This window comes from Cupriavidus agavae (assembly GCF_004217045.1).
Taxonomy (GTDB): domain Bacteria; phylum Pseudomonadota; class Gammaproteobacteria; order Burkholderiales; family Burkholderiaceae; genus Cupriavidus; species Cupriavidus agavae.
Genome location: NZ_SGXM01000009.1, coordinates 58,872 through 73,856, shown reverse-complemented (window position 1 = coordinate 73,856; position 14,985 = coordinate 58,872). Strand labels below are relative to the sequence as shown.

Genomic DNA, 14,985 nt, shown 5'->3' with positions numbered 1-14,985 from the left:
GCAAAGCATGTCGCAGCAGCCGCAACAAGCGCAGCAAGCCGGCCAGTGGCCGGCCATGTCGATCGCCGAGGCCCACGCCCGGCTCACCGCGCCCGGCGCGCCATTCGAAACCGAGACCCGCCTGATCCGGGGCGTGCCCACCACGGTCTGGAAAAACGCGCCGCCCACCCTGCGCGACCTGTTTCTCGTGGCAGCCGCCTGGGGCGAGCGCACCTTCATCGTCTACGAGGGCGAGCGCGTCACCTACCGCGCCTTCGCGCTGGCCGCCACGGCGCTGGCGCACCAGCTCGTGCGCGACGGCGTGCGCCGTGGCGACCGCGTGGCAGTGGCCATGCGCAACCTGCCCGAGTGGCCCGTGGCGTTCTATGCCGGCCTGCTGACCGGCGCCATCGTCACGCCGCTGAACGCCTGGTGGACCGGCCCGGAACTGCAGTACGGGCTGGCCGATTCGGGCAGCCGGGTGGCCATCGTCGACTTCGAGCGGCTCGACCGCATCCTCGAACACCTGCCGCAGTGCCCGGCGCTCGAACGCGTCTACGTTTCGCGCGCACCGGCGGACGCCAGCTTCGGCGACCCGCGCATCGTGCCGCTGGCGTCAGTGATCGGTGAAAGCGGTGCCTGGGAGCGCCTGCCGTCGCAGTCGCTCCCCCACGTGGCACTGGACCCCGAGGACGACGCGACGATTTTCTACACCTCGGGCACCACGGGCCAGCCCAAGGGCGCCGTGGGCACCCATCGCAACGCCTGCTCGGTAGCGGTCTGCGCCCAGTTCAGCCCGCTGCGCAACCTGCTCCGGCGCGGCGAAGCGGTGCCCGAGCCGGACCCCGACGCGCCGCAGAAGGCCGCGCTGCTGGCAGTGCCGTTCTTCCATGTCACCGGTTGCATGTCGGTGCTGAACGGCGCGCTGGCGGCCGGCAGCAAGGTGGTGCTGCAGCATCGCTGGGACACGCTGCGCGCCATGGCGCTGATCGAGCAGGAGCGCTGCACGTCGGCGGGCGGCGTGCCGACCATTGCCTGGCAGATCATCGAGCACCCGCAGCGCGCGGCGTTCAATCTGTCATCGCTGGAGAACATGCACTACGGCGGCGCCCCGGCCTCGCCGGAGCTGGTGCGGCGCATCCGCGAGGCGTTTCCGCAGGCGGCGCCCGGTATCGGGTGGGGCATGACAGAGACCTCGGCCACGTTCACGAGCCATAGCGCCGAGGAGTACGTCCACCGCCCCGACAGCAGCGGGCCGGCGCTGCCGATCGGCGAGATGAAGATCGACGACGGCTTTGGCAACGCGCTGCCGGTGGGCGAGGTAGGAGAACTGCTGGTGCGCGGCGCCAACGTGGTGAGCCGTTACTGGAACAAGCCGGAAGCCACGGCCAGGACCTTCGCGGACGGCTGGCTGCGCACCGGCGACGTGGCGCGGCTCGACGCCGAGGGCTTCGTGTACATCGTCGACCGCATGAAGGACATGCTGATCCGCGGCGGCGAGAACATCTACTGCATCGAGGTGGAAAGCGCGCTGTACGCCCATCCGGCGGTCATGGACGCCGCCGTGGTCGGCATCGCGCACCGTACGCTGGGCGAGGAGCCGGCGGCCGTGGTGGGCCTGAAGCCCGGCATGCGGACCACCGAGGCCGAACTGCAGGGGTTCGTGCGCGGGCGGCTGGCGGCATTCAAGGTGCCGGTGCGTATTCTGGTGCTCGATGAGATGCTGCCGCGCAATCCGAACGGCAAGATCCTGAAGTCCAACCTGAGGAAGTTGTTCGACTGAGGCGGCGCGGCCGGGCGCTCTCCGGGAGTCCCGAGGATTCCGGAGCGTCCCGGCCGTTGCTTACTTGACCGGGATCGGCGTGGCCGCCGGCACCGGCACGGCCGTCACGGCGTTCTGCGGACTGCCGCTGACGATGCGGTCAGAATAGGTCAGGTAGACCAGCGTGTTGCGCTTGCGGTCGACCGCGCGTACCACGTGCAGCGTCTTGAACAGCACCGACATGCGCTCGGAGAACACGTCCTCCTGCTGCTTGACGGGGCCCTTGAAGGCGATATTGCCGACCTGGCGGCAGGCAATCGACGCTTCGGGCGGGTCCTCGGCCATGCCGAGCGACCCCTTGATGCCGCCGGTGCGGGCGCGCGAGACGTAGCAGGTGATGCCCTCCACCACCGGGTCGTCATAGGCTTCGATGACCACCTTGTCGGACCCTGTGACCCGGAAATGGGTCGAGACACTGCCGATTTCCTCGGCGTGTGCCGCCGCGCCAGCCAGCCCGGCCAGCGCCATGCACAGCCCGATAACGCCCTTCATTCGCTCGTCGCTCCCTTGATCTCGTCGTGCCGGCGTTCCATTTCCTGGCGCAGCGAGCGGCGCTGGCGGGCGGCCTCGAAGCGCTGGCGCTCCACCTCGTCGCGCGGCTGCAGCGGCGGCACCTCGGCCGGCGCGCCGTTGTCGTCCACCGCGACCATCGTGAAGTAGCAGCTATTGGTATGGCGCACCACCTTGCTGCGGATGTTCTCGGTCACCACCTTGATGCCGATTTCCATCGAGCTGCGACCCGTGAAGTTGACCGCGGCCAGGAATGTCACGAGTTCGCCCACGTGGATCGGCTGCCGGAACATGACCTGGTCGACCGACAGTGTCACCACGTAGCGGCCAGCATAGCGGCTGGCGCAAGCATAGGCCACCATGTCCAGGTACTTGAGAATGGTGCCGCCGTGCACATTGCCGGAGAAATTGGCCATGTCCGGCGTCATCAGCACGGTCATGGAAAGCTGGTGGGACAAATCGTTCATCGCTGAATATCCAGAATCGAGCCTGAGGCGCGGGCAGTGTAACGCGACACGCCCGGCAATGGCACGCCTGGACATGGTAATTCAGCGAAGAAATGCGCTCGTGCATCGCCTTTGCCCGAGCGCAAAAAGAAAAGCGGCCCCGCAGGCCGCTTTCTGTACTTCCGGGACGCGAGACGCGCTTACTTCTTCTTGTTCACGGCGTCCTTGAAGCCCTGGCCAGCCGAGAACTTCACCGTCTTGGCAGCCGGGATCTTGATCGTTTCGCCGGTGCGCGGATTGCGGCCGGTACGGGCGGCACGCTTGCCCGAGCTGAAGCTGCCAAAACCGACCAGCGTGACCGAGTCACCCTTGGCCACTGCCTTCTTGATACTGTCCAGCGCAGCATTCAGCGCGCGCTCGGCGGCGGCGTTGCTGAGTTCTGCTTCCGCGGCGATGGCCGATACCAGTTCACCTTTATTCATGGCTTGATTTCCCTTGTTGGTCGTCGTCACCGGTCTTGTGCCAGGTGGCATTAAAGTCCGATCGGCGCAGTCTAATCTGCCCTTTACGGCTTGAGCAATCCCCAGTGGCACCGATGCAACGAAAACCGCCGGAAAACCTTCTGTGGCAAGACTTAGCGGGTGTTTTACCCCTCTGTTTTGCGAATCGAAACAGCACATGAAACCGATTTCAAGCAAAGTACGGCGCACTCGGCGGACCAGCCCCGAAAATGCCCGAAAAGTGGCGCCGCAGCAATAATACGTTTCCCCGGGACCGATTGTTCCAGGCCGGCCCGGCGCCTCATCGTGGTGCAGAAATACCGCATGCACCGTTTCGGACCGCCCGGGCACCGAAATCGGCGCCAAACTGGCGCATTGCCCGCCGGTGCCCCGGCACGCTGCCGCAGCGCACCAACGCCGAAAACGCCAACGCAGTGCAATCCGCACCGCGCCTGCGCGACGTTTGCCCGGTTTTGCACCGAATCAGGAACACTAATTGCTTACCGATGCTCCCATTTCGAGCATGGGGTAACGATGGATAACCTGAAGACTGGCACGGATGCGCTGTTTATCCTGCTCGGCGCGATCATGGTGCTGGCCATGCACGCCGGATTCGCATTTCTGGAATTAGGCACGGTGCGCAAGAAAAACCAGGTCAATGCACTGGTGAAGATTCTGGTGGATTTTGCGGTTTCCACGCTGGCGTATTTCTTTATCGGTTATACGATTGCCTACGGCGTACAGTTCTTCTCCAGCGCCGAGGTACTGGCCGAGAAAAACGGCCACGAACTCGTGAAGTTCTTTTTCCTGGCCACGTTTGCTGCCGCCATTCCGGCGATCATTTCGGGCGGGATTGCCGAGCGCTCGCGCTTCAATCCGCAACTGATCGCCACCTTCGTGCTGGTGGGATTCGTCTATCCGTTCTTCGAAGGCATCGTCTGGAACAACCGCTTCGGCCTGCAGGACTGGCTGGCGCGCGTGGCCGGCGCCCCGTTCCACGACTTCGCCGGCTCGGTGGTGGTACACGCCGTGGGCGGCTGGATTGCCCTGCCGGCCGTGCTGCTGCTGGGCGCGCGTCGCGGCCGCTACCAGAAGGACGGCCGCATCAGCGCCCATCCGCCCTCGAACATTCCGTTCCTGGCGCTGGGTGCCTGGGTGCTGGCGGTGGGCTGGTTCGGCTTCAACGTGATGAGCGCGCAGACCATCGACAAGATCAGCGGCCTGGTGGCCATCAACTCGCTGATGGCGATGGTCGGCGGCACGCTGGCAGCCTGGGCGGCCGGCCGCAACGACCCCGGCTTCTCGTACAACGGCCCGCTGGCCGGACTGGTGGCGGTCTGCGCTGGCTCCGACGTGATGCACCCGCTGGGCGCCCTGGTCACGGGCGTCGTGGCCGGCCTGCTGTTCGTCTACCTGTTCACGCTGGCCCAGAACAAATGGCATATCGACGACGTGCTCGGCGTCTGGCCGCTGCACGGCCTCTGCGGCGCCTGGGGCGGCATCGCGGCGGGCATCTTCGGGGCGCGCTGGCTGGGCGGCATGGGCGGCGTCTCGCTGGTGGCGCAGTTCGCCGGCACGCTGGCCGGCATCGTGATCGCGCTGATCGGCGGCACGCTGGTCTACGGCGCGCTGAAGAAACTGATCGGCATCCGGCTCGACGCCGAAGAGGAATTCAACGGCGCCGACCTCACGCTGCATCGTATTTCCGCCACGCCGGAGCGCGAGACGAACTGGTGAGTGGCCGCATCGGGCCGCAACCCCGATTTTCGTAGCAATTCTATATACACCCCACGTCACTTTAATGGACGCTTGTGCACCGGTCAGGCAGCCGCCTGACCGGCAGCGTTGCGCGCCACACTCCCGGCGCGCCAGCACGAGGGCATCCAGATGGCGGAAGGAGCGGGCGTCGCCGACAAGGCGATCACGGGTCGGCAGTCGTACTTTCTTGAAGTTCCGGGCGCGGCCCATGCATCCGGCACGTCGGTCGTCTCGTTCAACGCCACCGAGCGGCTAGGCGAGCCCTATCGGGTCACGCTGGTCCTGACCCACGCCGAAGAACTGTCGCGCGCCGAGTTCCTGCGCCGTGACGCCGTGTTCGCCATCGATCCCGGCGATGGCAGCGAACCCCGCCGCTTCTCCGGCTGCATCGTCCGATTCTCGCGCATCCGGCGCACGCGCGATTTCCATCTCTACGAATTCGAGATCGCGCCCCGGGTGGCGCTGCTCGCCCTGACGCGCGCCAGCCGGGTCTTTCAGCGCCAGACCGGCCCGCAGATCATCGAGGCCATCCTGCGGCGGCACGGGCTGACCGGGCATCAGTTCGTGTTCAAGCTGCGCCGGACGTACCCCGAGCACGCGTTCCGGCTGCAATACCAGATGTCGGACTGGGACTTCATCCGCCTGCTGATGGAGCAGGAAGGAATCTACAGTTACTTCCTGCCCAACCGCTTCGATCCGCTGTTCGGCGACCAGCTCGTCTTTGGCGACGACATCGACCACTATATCTATCAGCCGACGCTGGCGGCGCCCTACCGCGAGGCGTCCGGCCTGTCAGCGGACACCGAAGCCGTCTTCAGCCTCCGGACCCATGCCACGACCATCGAGCAGTCGTTCCGGACCGCCGACTACAACCCGGCTGACTCCTGGGAGCGCAAGGACGGCGAGGCCAACGTGGCGCGAGGCGACAAGACGACGTACGGCCAATCCTATGTCTATGGCACGCACCATCTCGATTTCGAGCAGGCGCGGTGGGAAGCCCGCCTCCGGCACGAAGCGGCCGTGGCCCGGCAAGTCGTCTACGAGGGCGAAAGCAACATCCTGGCGCTGCGTCCGGCGCGCATCCTCGGTCTGGATATCGAGCTTCCCGACGCCCCCGACGGCCAGGTCGTCACCGAGGTTGTCCACGCCGGCGCGCGCGACGCCGCGTATTCCAACCGCTACCGCGCCATCCCTTCGGACCGGCCGTACCGCCTGCCGATCGACGACCGCCAGTGGCCCCGCATCGCCGGCACCCTGAGCGGCCGGGTCACCTCGCCAAACCAGTACAAATACGCCTACCTGACCCGGCAGGGCCTGTACACCGTCAGGCTGGACCTCGATTTCGACGACTGGCCGAAAGGCACCGAATGCGTGCCACTCCGGTTCGCCAAGCCGTTTGCCGGCGCGCGGGAGACCGGCTTCCACTTTCCGCTGATCGACGGCACCGAGGTGGCCATCGCATTCCGGGACGGTAATCCGAACAAGCCCTATATCGCCCATGCCCACCATCACCAGCGCCACGAGGACCCGGTCACGGGCCGGGATCGCTGGCTGTCGCGGAACGTCATCCGTACGCAGAGCAACAACAAGCTGCGCATGGAGGATTGGGAGGGGCAGGAAGGCATCAAGCTGTCGACCGAACACGGCGGAAAGACGCAACTGAACCTTGGCCACCTGGTCACCCGGGATCGAAAGCGGCGCGGCGAAGGGTTCGAGCTTCGCACCGACCTCCGTGGCAGCCTGCGGGCCGGCGGCGGCGTGCTGGTCAGCGCCGACCGGCAGCAACGCGCCGGGGGCCAGCAACTCGACATGGCGCCGGCCCTCGGCCAGTGGCAGGTGTCGATGGCGCTCGCCACCGGGCTGAACGACGCGGCGCGCCTGGCGCGCGCCGAAGTGGCCGACCTGCGCGCCGAGAACGCGTGGCTCAGGGAGAGCGTGAACGAACTGAAGCAGGCCGTCATCGCCCTGTCGGCGCCCGCTGGCATTGCCGCCGCCACGCCCGAGCGGATCTCGCTGGCGGCGGGCAACGACATCGGCGTGAAGACCGGCCGGACGTTCCACGTCAACGCCATGCGCAACGTGGCCCTGGCAGCCAGCGAAGCGATCTCGCTCTTCGCCCACAAGCTCGGCCTGCGGCTGTTCGCGGCCCGCGGCAAGGTACTGATCCAGGCACAGTCCGACGCGATGGAATTGGTGGCCGCCCAGAACATGCAGCTGACCAGCGCCAACGGGACGCTGACGGCCAATGCGAAGAACGGCGTCGTCATCAGCGGCGGCGGCAGCGCCTACATCAAGGTGCACGGCGACAACGTGGAGATCGGCGGCGCCGGCCGGCTGATCCTGAAACTGATAGAGATCCAGAAATCCGACCCGGGCTCCCTGTCACTGCCCCTTCCCGCGTTCGGCCAGGTCAGCACCGCCAACAACGAGCACTTCGTGCTCAACGACGCCGTCACCGGCGCCCCCGCCGCCAATCGCGCCTACCGCATCGAACTCGCGGACGGCAAGATCGTCGAGGGCATCACCGACGCGAACGGACATACCTCGCTGCTTACCGGCGAGGTCGCGCAGGGCATGAAGCTGCTGCGCGTGAAATTGGACTTTTGACGATGAACACTGGAGACCAAGACGCAATCGTCGCGCCGGAATCTGGCGAAATTCCGATGGCAACCCGCCCGGTACCGATGCAGCGAGACGTACACGGCAACCCGTTCTGGGAATCGTTTCTCACCCCGGAAAGCTACGCCGTCAGGGCCGAGGCCCGCATTCCGCCGCATATGCCGGGGGTGATCATCTTCGTCCATGGCGTGAATTCCGAGGGGGAGTGGTATGACCGGGCGGAAAAGGCGTTGTGCGATGGGTTGAATGAGCGGCTGGGGTTGGGGGATACGGAGTTCAAACTACGATCGAACACTTACGTCGAGCGCAGTACGGAGACGCGCCTTAGGCACGAGCGCCGATATGACGTTACGAAACCCGGCAACTCTCCCATAATCCGCTTTTTCTGGGGCTATCGAGAACCGGACGAGAACTGCGGGCAGTATAAGATTCCCCTCCGCAACATCTGCGGCACCGACTATTGGAAGCGTGGCGAAGGCGATCGAGGTCCATGGTTCTGGGGCGGCGGCCCCTTCCAGAACGGCACTAACAGCCTCCAGCAGATGTGGAGCGGCAAGGGTTTCAGCCGCTCGCTAATGGGGTTCATCGACCTCGAATCGCTGAACACCGAGCCCGAACGGCAGCTACAGAATGCGCCGTCCCGCGATTACTACCCTCATGCAGCCCAGCGCTTGGCGAATCTGATCGATAAGGTCCGCCGCGCCTATCCCCACGACACCGTGACGGTCATGTCGCATAGCCAGGGCACCATGATCGCCATGGCTGCCACCGCGCTCTGCCGAACCCGGGCGCCCGATGCCCTGTTCGTCATGAATTCGCCGTTCTCGCTCGACGACAAGGTGACCGACTGGGCGACATGTGGCAGCGAGAGGCCGACTAGCGACGCGCGGGTCAAAACATTCCGCAATATCGCTAACCGGATCAAGAACGACAAGCGCGCACTGGACGACCGACTCAAGGCGCTATTAATGGTCGGTAAATGCCGGGATGGCGGGCCTTGGCGCCCCGATTCTTTCATTACCCCGGAGATCAGCGAGCGCGATAACCATGGGCGGCTCTACGTCTACTTCAGCCCTCACGATCGGGTGATGGGGATCACCGCGCTAACGAGCATCGGATGGCAGGGTCTCGGCGATGCTTTACTGGACGAACTTGGTGATACGGTCAAGCAGCGCATGGTGGCAAGGCTAACCCCATGCGGAGACGCGCCAGGCCATTGGCCGTTCGGAACCCTTCCGGACATGGCGGGCGGAACGCGCGCCAATCCAGAGGACTTCAAACCCTTCTGGGATGGGAACCGGGGGCCTTTCTTCAATGCGATCGAGTTATGGGCAGTGCCCCCGAAGCATCAAAAGGTGAAGATCAATGCGGAGAAGGTGGCGGTGCCATTGAGCGGAGATGATTTGAACGCCTTCGATGAACCGAGAACCGAAGCTCCACAATTGGGAGAAATCAATCCTGCAACCGGGGAATACCGCGACCGATCGTACCCCTACTTCGAGTCGATTTATGAGCCGTCGTTGGATATCGATCGGGGAACAGACATCTATAACGGGGACCGGCGAATTCGCTCCAGAGAAACCCGCGAGGAAGCACATGCGCGATTAAAGCAATTGCAGGCCGAGCCCACAGACCACAGCAGCCTCCCATCCCACCCGCTATTCATGAGCCGTGTGGTGGCTTACGACTTGCCAATTGGATTCTGCGAGTCGTTCGAGGACCGCGATTTCTGGAACACTTTGATGAGCGAGGCGGATTGGACGCAGTGCACTGATTCCTATTTCAATCAGAACGTCCTCATGCGGCCCGGTATGCCTGATGCAATTGACTGGGAAACGGTAGCGGACGTTCTTGCCGACGCGCGGGCCGAGCGCGACACATGGAGAAAATCCTGATGAAGCTGAGACTCGCCTTTATCACTGCGACCATAATGGCCAATGGCTGCGCCGTCAAGCAGCAGACACCCCCTCGGAAAATCCGCAACTACGACGTCCCACCCCAGGTCATTTACCGCATCGATGACCAGCGCTTCGTCACGCTGGAGAATTACAGAGACTGCCACCATGGTACGACCTACTACAACGACACGCGGCAGGGTATCCGAACCAAACTCGGCACGGACAGCTTTGAAAATTATCAGGGACGGCTGATTAACGCCGATCCGTCTGGGCAGAATCTTGCCTTTCCCGCTTCGGACCCGCCCGAAAGGTCGAGCCCGGAAAGGGGTAGCAATATGACCGTCCTGTATTCGACGGATGGTGGTAGGTCATTCATTGGCACTTACTACATGTACAACTCCTGGCAGGTCTTTCGAGACTCCGCTGACTACATTATTGCTGTCACGTCCGATCGGCTATATATCGCAAGTAAGGTCGGCAGAACTGTTGACGATTTCGGCGTCGATCAGCTCCCACTAAATCCGGGCATTGATTTGCGTAAGGCTTATCCCCCGGGCGTAAGAGGGGATTCTTTCCTCGCCTCCCGCCGCCCGAACTACCTCAACGGCCTCCGCACCCCCTCCGGCCAGGAATATCTCTCCTGCGATCCCTCGATTCGTCCGACCAACCTGCCGGAGAAGAAAAAATGAAGACGCCTGCCCTGCTCGGCGACCGTACCAGCCATGGCGGCAGCGTGAAGACCGCGTCGTCCACCTTCCTGATTCACGGCCGGCGGGTTGCGCTGGTGGGCGACGTGGTTTCGTGTCCGGTCCACGGTGATAACCCGATTACCGAAGGCGGCAACGGCTACAGCGAGAATGCCCGGAAACTCGTGGTCGACGGATGCCGCACGGCGTGCGGCAGCACGATCATCGCCGGTGCCCCGGGAGCGAAATTCTCATGAGGATGCAGTGGGAGAAGCCAGATATTCCACAGTACGCCGAACCCGACCCTCCGCCCGCCTGGCTGCTGCTCACGCTGCTGGTGTTGACCTTGGGAATTGGCGCGACCTATGTGGTGGTGTCCTGGCCGGCCGGCCAGGCGATGCGAGGCGGTGACTTCGTCATGCGCGCCCTGATCCTGCCGCTGACGGTCTACGTCGCCGCCGTTTCCTTGCTGACTTACCTCTGTTACGAGGAGCGGGTCAAGGCCGCGCGCTGGTGGAACCTGATGCTTTTCTGGCGAAATTACGATTGGCTTTGCTGGGCGCGGGGCCACGCCGTGCTGGTGGACAGTGTCGTGCTGACGCCGGAGCCTGACGTGGCCGAGCGCATGCTGGGTTTGGAAGGTATGCCGCCTGCGAACGCTGGCAAGGTGCTGAAGCTCGATATCGCAGCGTCTCCCGGCGCCACACGCATGGCACATGTCCTGACACAACTGCTGACGCCGCTGCTTGACGCCATCCATACCCACTCGAAGCGCGGCCGCTTCAGGATCGTGCTGCAGTCGTCTGCCGGGTCCGATGAAGCGGAGCTGCGCAGGATCATGCGCCAACTCGGACTTTCTCCACAGCTGGAAGTGGTCTGGAAAGCCGCCGGCGCCTCGGCGCCGATGGATTGGCTCTGGGATGAGGGCTGGGGGCCGTCCGGAGCGCATCTGCTGCTGGCGTGCCAGCTTCATCAGGATGACCAATCGGCAGCGGACTCCGAGATGGCCGCAGCGCTGTTGCTGTCGGACGATGCGGGAAGAAGCGCCGGCGCTCAGGCTTGCCTGTTCCGGCCGGTTTTTGCCAGATCCGATGCCGTGGGGTCTGCGCTGGCGACGCTGCTCAAGGCGGGCCAGGCGCCGGTCGATCGCATCCGGCAAATCTGGCACGCCGGACTCGGCAAGCCGGCCACGCATGCCGTGGCAACCGCTGTCAGGGACGTCCCGCTCGATGCCGCCTCGCACGTACTGGACACGGCACTGGGCAAGCCCGGCCCGGCCAGCGGCTGGGTTGCCCAGGCGCTGGCTGCCCGGATGGTGCAGTACGCCCAGGGCGCCCAGCTGATCGCCACACCATGCCGGGAGGGCGTCTCTCTGAACCTGATCGGCTCACCGCCTGCCCTGCCCGACGAGCCGTCCGCCGACGCGCCGCCGCCCCAGTCGCTGCTGTGGGCCGCCGGCGTCGCCGCCACACTGCTGGCGCTGTTCTTTCTCGAAATCGACACCGCCGCGCCGGGCTCGGGTCCGCCTGCCGAGCTCTGGCGTTATCCGGCATTTCTGGCGACCGCCATCGTTCTGCAGATCGGGGCGGCGCTGTGGCGGCTGCGTGGGCTTCGCAACGAGTTCTCCGGGCTGGCACGCGACAATCCAGTAACGCCGGGATCACAAAGTTTGCCTTGAACTTTTGCTGCGGCGCGTCCAATAATGCCCTTGCCCATCCCAAAACGCCGCAACAGGCGTGTCTCGCAATCCTGACATTCCCAACAGCGTTCTCTCATTCGCCGTCCCTGGTTTTTTCCTGCCCGACAAAACTGGAGCGTGTCTCATGGATACCACCTCGCTGCAAAGCCTCCGCGACATCGTCTATGGCTACGCCACGGTGTTCGGCGTCAAGATCCTGGCCGCGCTGGCCTTCTGGGTCGTCGGCCGCTGGCTGATCCATTTCGTGGTCCGGCTGGTGCAGAAATCGCTGGCCAAGCAGAGTGTCGATCCCACGCTGCTGCGCTATGTCGGCTCGATCGTCACGGTCACGCTCAACGTGGTGCTGGTGATCGGCATCCTGGGCTACTTCGGCATCCAGACCACCACGTTCGCGGCGCTGATCGCGGCGGCCGGCGTGGCCATCGGCATGGCGTGGTCCGGGCTGATGGCGAACTTCGCGGCGGGCGCGTTCCTGGTGGTGCTGCGGCCGTTCAAGGTGGGAGATTTCGTGACCATCGGCGGGGTGACCGGCACGGTGAAGGAAATCGGCCTGTTCTCCACCACGCTCGATACGCCGGACAACGTCATGACGGTGGTCGGCAACAACAAGATCTTCTCCGACACGATCCAGAACTTCACGGCCAACGCATTCCGGCGCGTGGAACTGAAGGCGCAACTGGCCGGCTCCACCGATGTGGCTGCCGCCGTGGCACTGCTCAAGGAGAAAATCGCCGCGATTCCCAACGTGCTGCCCGAGCCCGCCGTCGAGGTCGAGATTCTCGAATTCACGCTGGTCGGCCCCGTGCTGGCCGTGCGGCCGTTCTGCCATAACGACCACTACTGGCAGGTCTACTTCGATACCAACCGGACCATCCGCGACAGCTTCGGCCAGGCCGGCTTTGCCGCGCCCATGCCGGCGCAGGTGGTGGTCATGCAGACCGCGCCGGCCGTACCGATCGCACCGGCCGAGCCGGCCAATCAGGCCGCCTGAGCACGGGCCGGCGCTCAGTGCGCCGGCTGCAGTCCGGCGCGCCCGTAGCGGCGCAGCAGCACCGCGCCGCTGCCGCAGATGGCCATCACCACCGCCAGCGGCAGCGCCGTACCGTCGTGCCAGACGCTGACGGCCGCGCCCGCCAGCGTGCCGAAGCCGAACTGCAGCGTGCCCATCAGCGCTGACGCCGTGCCGGCGCGATGGCTCTGGCGAGAAAGCGCCAGCGCCGACGCATTGGGCGTGATGCAGCCGAGCCCTGCCAGGAACACGAAGAAGCAGCACAGCAGCAGCGGCAGTGGCGCTACGCCAAGCAGTTCGGCGCCCGCCAGCACCAGTCCGGCCAGGCATGGCGCAAGCAGGGCCACACGCAGCACATCGTCGAGCGCGCGCGTGCGCACCAGCCGCGCGTTGACCTGCGACATGGCGATCAGGCCGAACGCATTCGCGCCAAAGACAAAGCCATAGTGGGAGGGATCGATGCCATGCAGTTCGATCAGCACGAATGGCGAGCCGGCGATGTACGCGAACATGCCCCCCTGCACGCAACCGGCAGACAGCGAGTAGCCCAGGAACTCGCGGTCGCGCAGCAGTTCCCAGTAGCCGCGCAGCACGGTGCCGGGATGCAGCGTCCGGCGCCGCTGCGGGTCGAGCGATTCCTCCATGCGGCTGTGCACGAACCAGAGCAGCAGCACCGCCGCGCCGCAATGGATCCAGAAGATCGCGCGCCAGCCGGCCGACGCCAGCACGGCACCGCCGATCAGCGGCGCGAGGATCGGCGCCAGCCCCATCACCAGCATCAGCGACGAAAAGGCCCGCGCCGATTCGCGCGCTTCCAGCCGGTCGCGGATCACGGCGCGCGAGACCACCAGGCCCGTGCAGCCGCCAAGCGCCTGCAGAAAGCGCCACAGCATCAGCGCCTCCACATCGGCCGCCAGCGCGCATCCGGCGGCGGCCACGCCGTACAGCGTCAGCCCCACGTAGAGCGGCGGCTTGCGCCCGAAACGGTCGCTGACCGGCCCGTAGAAAGCCTGCCCGAGCGCCAGCCCCACCAGGAAGGTGCCGAGGGTGAGTTGCACCTGGCCGATGTCGGTATGCAGGTCCGCCGCCAGCGCCGGGAAGGCGGGCAGGTACATGTCGATGGAAAGCGGCGCGATGGCGGTGAGCGATGCGCACACCAGCAGCCAGAGGGGAAAGCGCGCGGAGGCCGGCGCGCTCGTCTTGGACGTCATGTGGGGATTCCGGAAAGTCTGGGCGCAATTGTTGCACAGGGCAAGCGCTTCGCGGGCCTTCCGTCAAGCCGCTGCAAGTACCGTGGAAATTCCGCCTCAACCTCCGTGCCGGCGCGAAATCGATATGTGCCGCGGCTTTCGCGTGCACCAAGGTGGAGGGTACAATGCCTGCCTGTCGGTACGGATGTTATCCAGACCAAGCAGTCAGACGCATCGCGGAAGACGGATCACGGGACCCGTCCCCGGCACCGTTATCCTGCATGACCATACGATCCAAGCCGTTTATTGCCTCGCTGAGCCTGGTTGCGTTTGCAGCCTTGCCGCCGCTGCCCGCAGGGGCCGCTCCCGGCCGGCCCGCCGTGGCTTCCGCTTCCTCGCCCGCGCCCGTGGCGGTCGATGAAGCCGAAGCCCTGTCGCGCATGCTCAAGGGCGCCGCTACCGGCCAGAACACCGGCGCGGCCGGCGTGCCCGAACTCCTGCGCAGCACCAACCGCCCGGACAGCGTGCTGGCCCGCGCCTGCCGGCAGCTCAATGACGCGCTGCCGATCGAGATCGACGGCGAGACGCGCCTGCGCCGCTGCCAGTCGATCCCCGGCAAGCATGTGCTGTTCCAGCTCGAACTCACCAACTATCGCGGCCCGATGCTCGACCTCGCCAGCTTCGAGGTGAACTATGCCGCGCCGCTCCAGCGCAACATCTGCGCCAACCGCGACGTGGAAATCCTGACCAAGATCGGCGTCAGCATGATGTTCCGCTACATGACCCGCAACGACCGCGGCGAGCGCCGGGTGGGCGACGTCTACATCAACGCCCCGATCTGCGTCTCCGCGCTGCGCTGACCGTTTCAA

At 65.2% G+C, this 14,985-nt stretch carries 13 protein-coding genes; 9 read left to right on the top strand and 4 right to left on the bottom strand.

From position 1 onward, the window contains the following. Positions 1 to 7 precede the first annotated feature (7 nt). A complete protein-coding gene (locus tag EV147_RS22310; RefSeq protein WP_130393395.1) occupies positions 8 to 1,762 on the top strand; it encodes a class I adenylate-forming enzyme family protein in 1,755 nt (584 codons plus the stop codon). 60 nt (positions 1,763 to 1,822) lie between these two features. Here the strand turns inward: EV147_RS22310 and EV147_RS22305 are convergent, their stop codons facing one another. The 3 genes from EV147_RS22305 to EV147_RS22295 all read right to left on the bottom strand — a co-directional run bounded on the left by EV147_RS22305 (position 1,823) and on the right by EV147_RS22295 (position 3,239). Next, on the bottom strand, positions 1,823 to 2,293 hold the full coding sequence (locus EV147_RS22305; RefSeq protein WP_130393394.1) for a CreA family protein: 471 nt from the start codon (positions 2,291 to 2,293) through the stop codon (positions 1,823 to 1,825). Further along, the gene (locus tag EV147_RS22300) at positions 2,290 to 2,778 is read right to left on the bottom strand and encodes an acyl-CoA thioesterase (protein WP_130393393.1); all 489 of its coding nucleotides are present in this window, start codon (positions 2,776 to 2,778) and stop codon (positions 2,290 to 2,292) included. Before EV147_RS22300 ends, EV147_RS22305 begins: the two co-directional genes overlap by 4 nt. A gap of 179 nt (positions 2,779 to 2,957) precedes the next feature. Further along, the gene (locus tag EV147_RS22295; protein ID WP_008651272.1) at positions 2,958 to 3,239 is read right to left on the bottom strand and encodes an HU family DNA-binding protein; all 282 of its coding nucleotides are present in this window, start codon (positions 3,237 to 3,239) and stop codon (positions 2,958 to 2,960) included. 552 nt (positions 3,240 to 3,791) lie between these two features. Here EV147_RS22295 and EV147_RS22290 point away from each other — a divergent pair. From EV147_RS22290 to EV147_RS22260, 7 genes are all read left to right on the top strand, one after another. Then, positions 3,792 to 4,994 carry an ammonium transporter gene (locus tag EV147_RS22290; protein WP_130393392.1) on the top strand — a complete coding sequence of 401 codons (1,203 nt, stop codon included), beginning with the start codon at positions 3,792 to 3,794 and terminating at the stop codon, positions 4,992 to 4,994. A 108-nt stretch (positions 4,995 to 5,102) separates the two neighbouring features. Then, positions 5,103 to 7,622: a type VI secretion system Vgr family protein gene (locus EV147_RS22285; protein WP_328591147.1), complete on the top strand. Its 2,520-nt coding sequence runs from the start codon at positions 5,103 to 5,105 to the stop codon at positions 7,620 to 7,622. Between the two features lie 2 nt (positions 7,623 to 7,624). Next, the gene (locus EV147_RS22280) at positions 7,625 to 9,529 is read left to right on the top strand and encodes a T6SS effector phospholipase Tle3 domain-containing protein (protein ID WP_130393391.1); all 1,905 of its coding nucleotides are present in this window, start codon (positions 7,625 to 7,627) and stop codon (positions 9,527 to 9,529) included. Next, the gene (locus EV147_RS22275; RefSeq protein ID WP_130393390.1) at positions 9,529 to 10,221 is read left to right on the top strand and encodes a T6SS immunity protein Tli3 family protein; all 693 of its coding nucleotides are present in this window, start codon (positions 9,529 to 9,531) and stop codon (positions 10,219 to 10,221) included. Before EV147_RS22280 ends, EV147_RS22275 begins: the two co-directional genes overlap by 1 nt. Continuing rightward, positions 10,218 to 10,475: a PAAR domain-containing protein gene (locus EV147_RS22270; RefSeq protein WP_130393389.1), complete on the top strand. Its 258-nt coding sequence runs from the start codon at positions 10,218 to 10,220 to the stop codon at positions 10,473 to 10,475. The genes EV147_RS22275 and EV147_RS22270 overlap by 4 nt, the downstream gene beginning before the upstream one ends. Continuing rightward, complete coding sequence (locus EV147_RS22265; protein WP_130393388.1) at positions 10,472 to 11,896, top strand: hypothetical protein; 1,425 nt, start codon at positions 10,472 to 10,474, stop codon at positions 11,894 to 11,896. Before EV147_RS22270 ends, EV147_RS22265 begins: the two co-directional genes overlap by 4 nt. Before the next feature lie 145 nt (positions 11,897 to 12,041). Next, positions 12,042 to 12,908, top strand: a complete 867-nt coding sequence (locus EV147_RS22260; protein WP_130393387.1) for a mechanosensitive ion channel family protein — start codon at positions 12,042 to 12,044, stop codon at positions 12,906 to 12,908. A 14-nt stretch (positions 12,909 to 12,922) separates the two neighbouring features. Here the strand turns inward: EV147_RS22260 and EV147_RS22255 are convergent, their stop codons facing one another. Next, positions 12,923 to 14,137 (bottom strand): Bcr/CflA family multidrug efflux MFS transporter, encoded by a 1,215-nt coding sequence (locus EV147_RS22255; RefSeq protein ID WP_130393386.1) that lies wholly within the window; start codon positions 14,135 to 14,137, stop codon positions 12,923 to 12,925. Between the two features lie 260 nt (positions 14,138 to 14,397). Between EV147_RS22255 and EV147_RS22250 the strand changes: the two genes are divergently transcribed. Continuing rightward, positions 14,398 to 14,976 (top strand): hypothetical protein, encoded by a 579-nt coding sequence (locus tag EV147_RS22250; protein ID WP_130393385.1) that lies wholly within the window; start codon positions 14,398 to 14,400, stop codon positions 14,974 to 14,976. Positions 14,977 to 14,985: the final 9 nt, after the last annotated feature.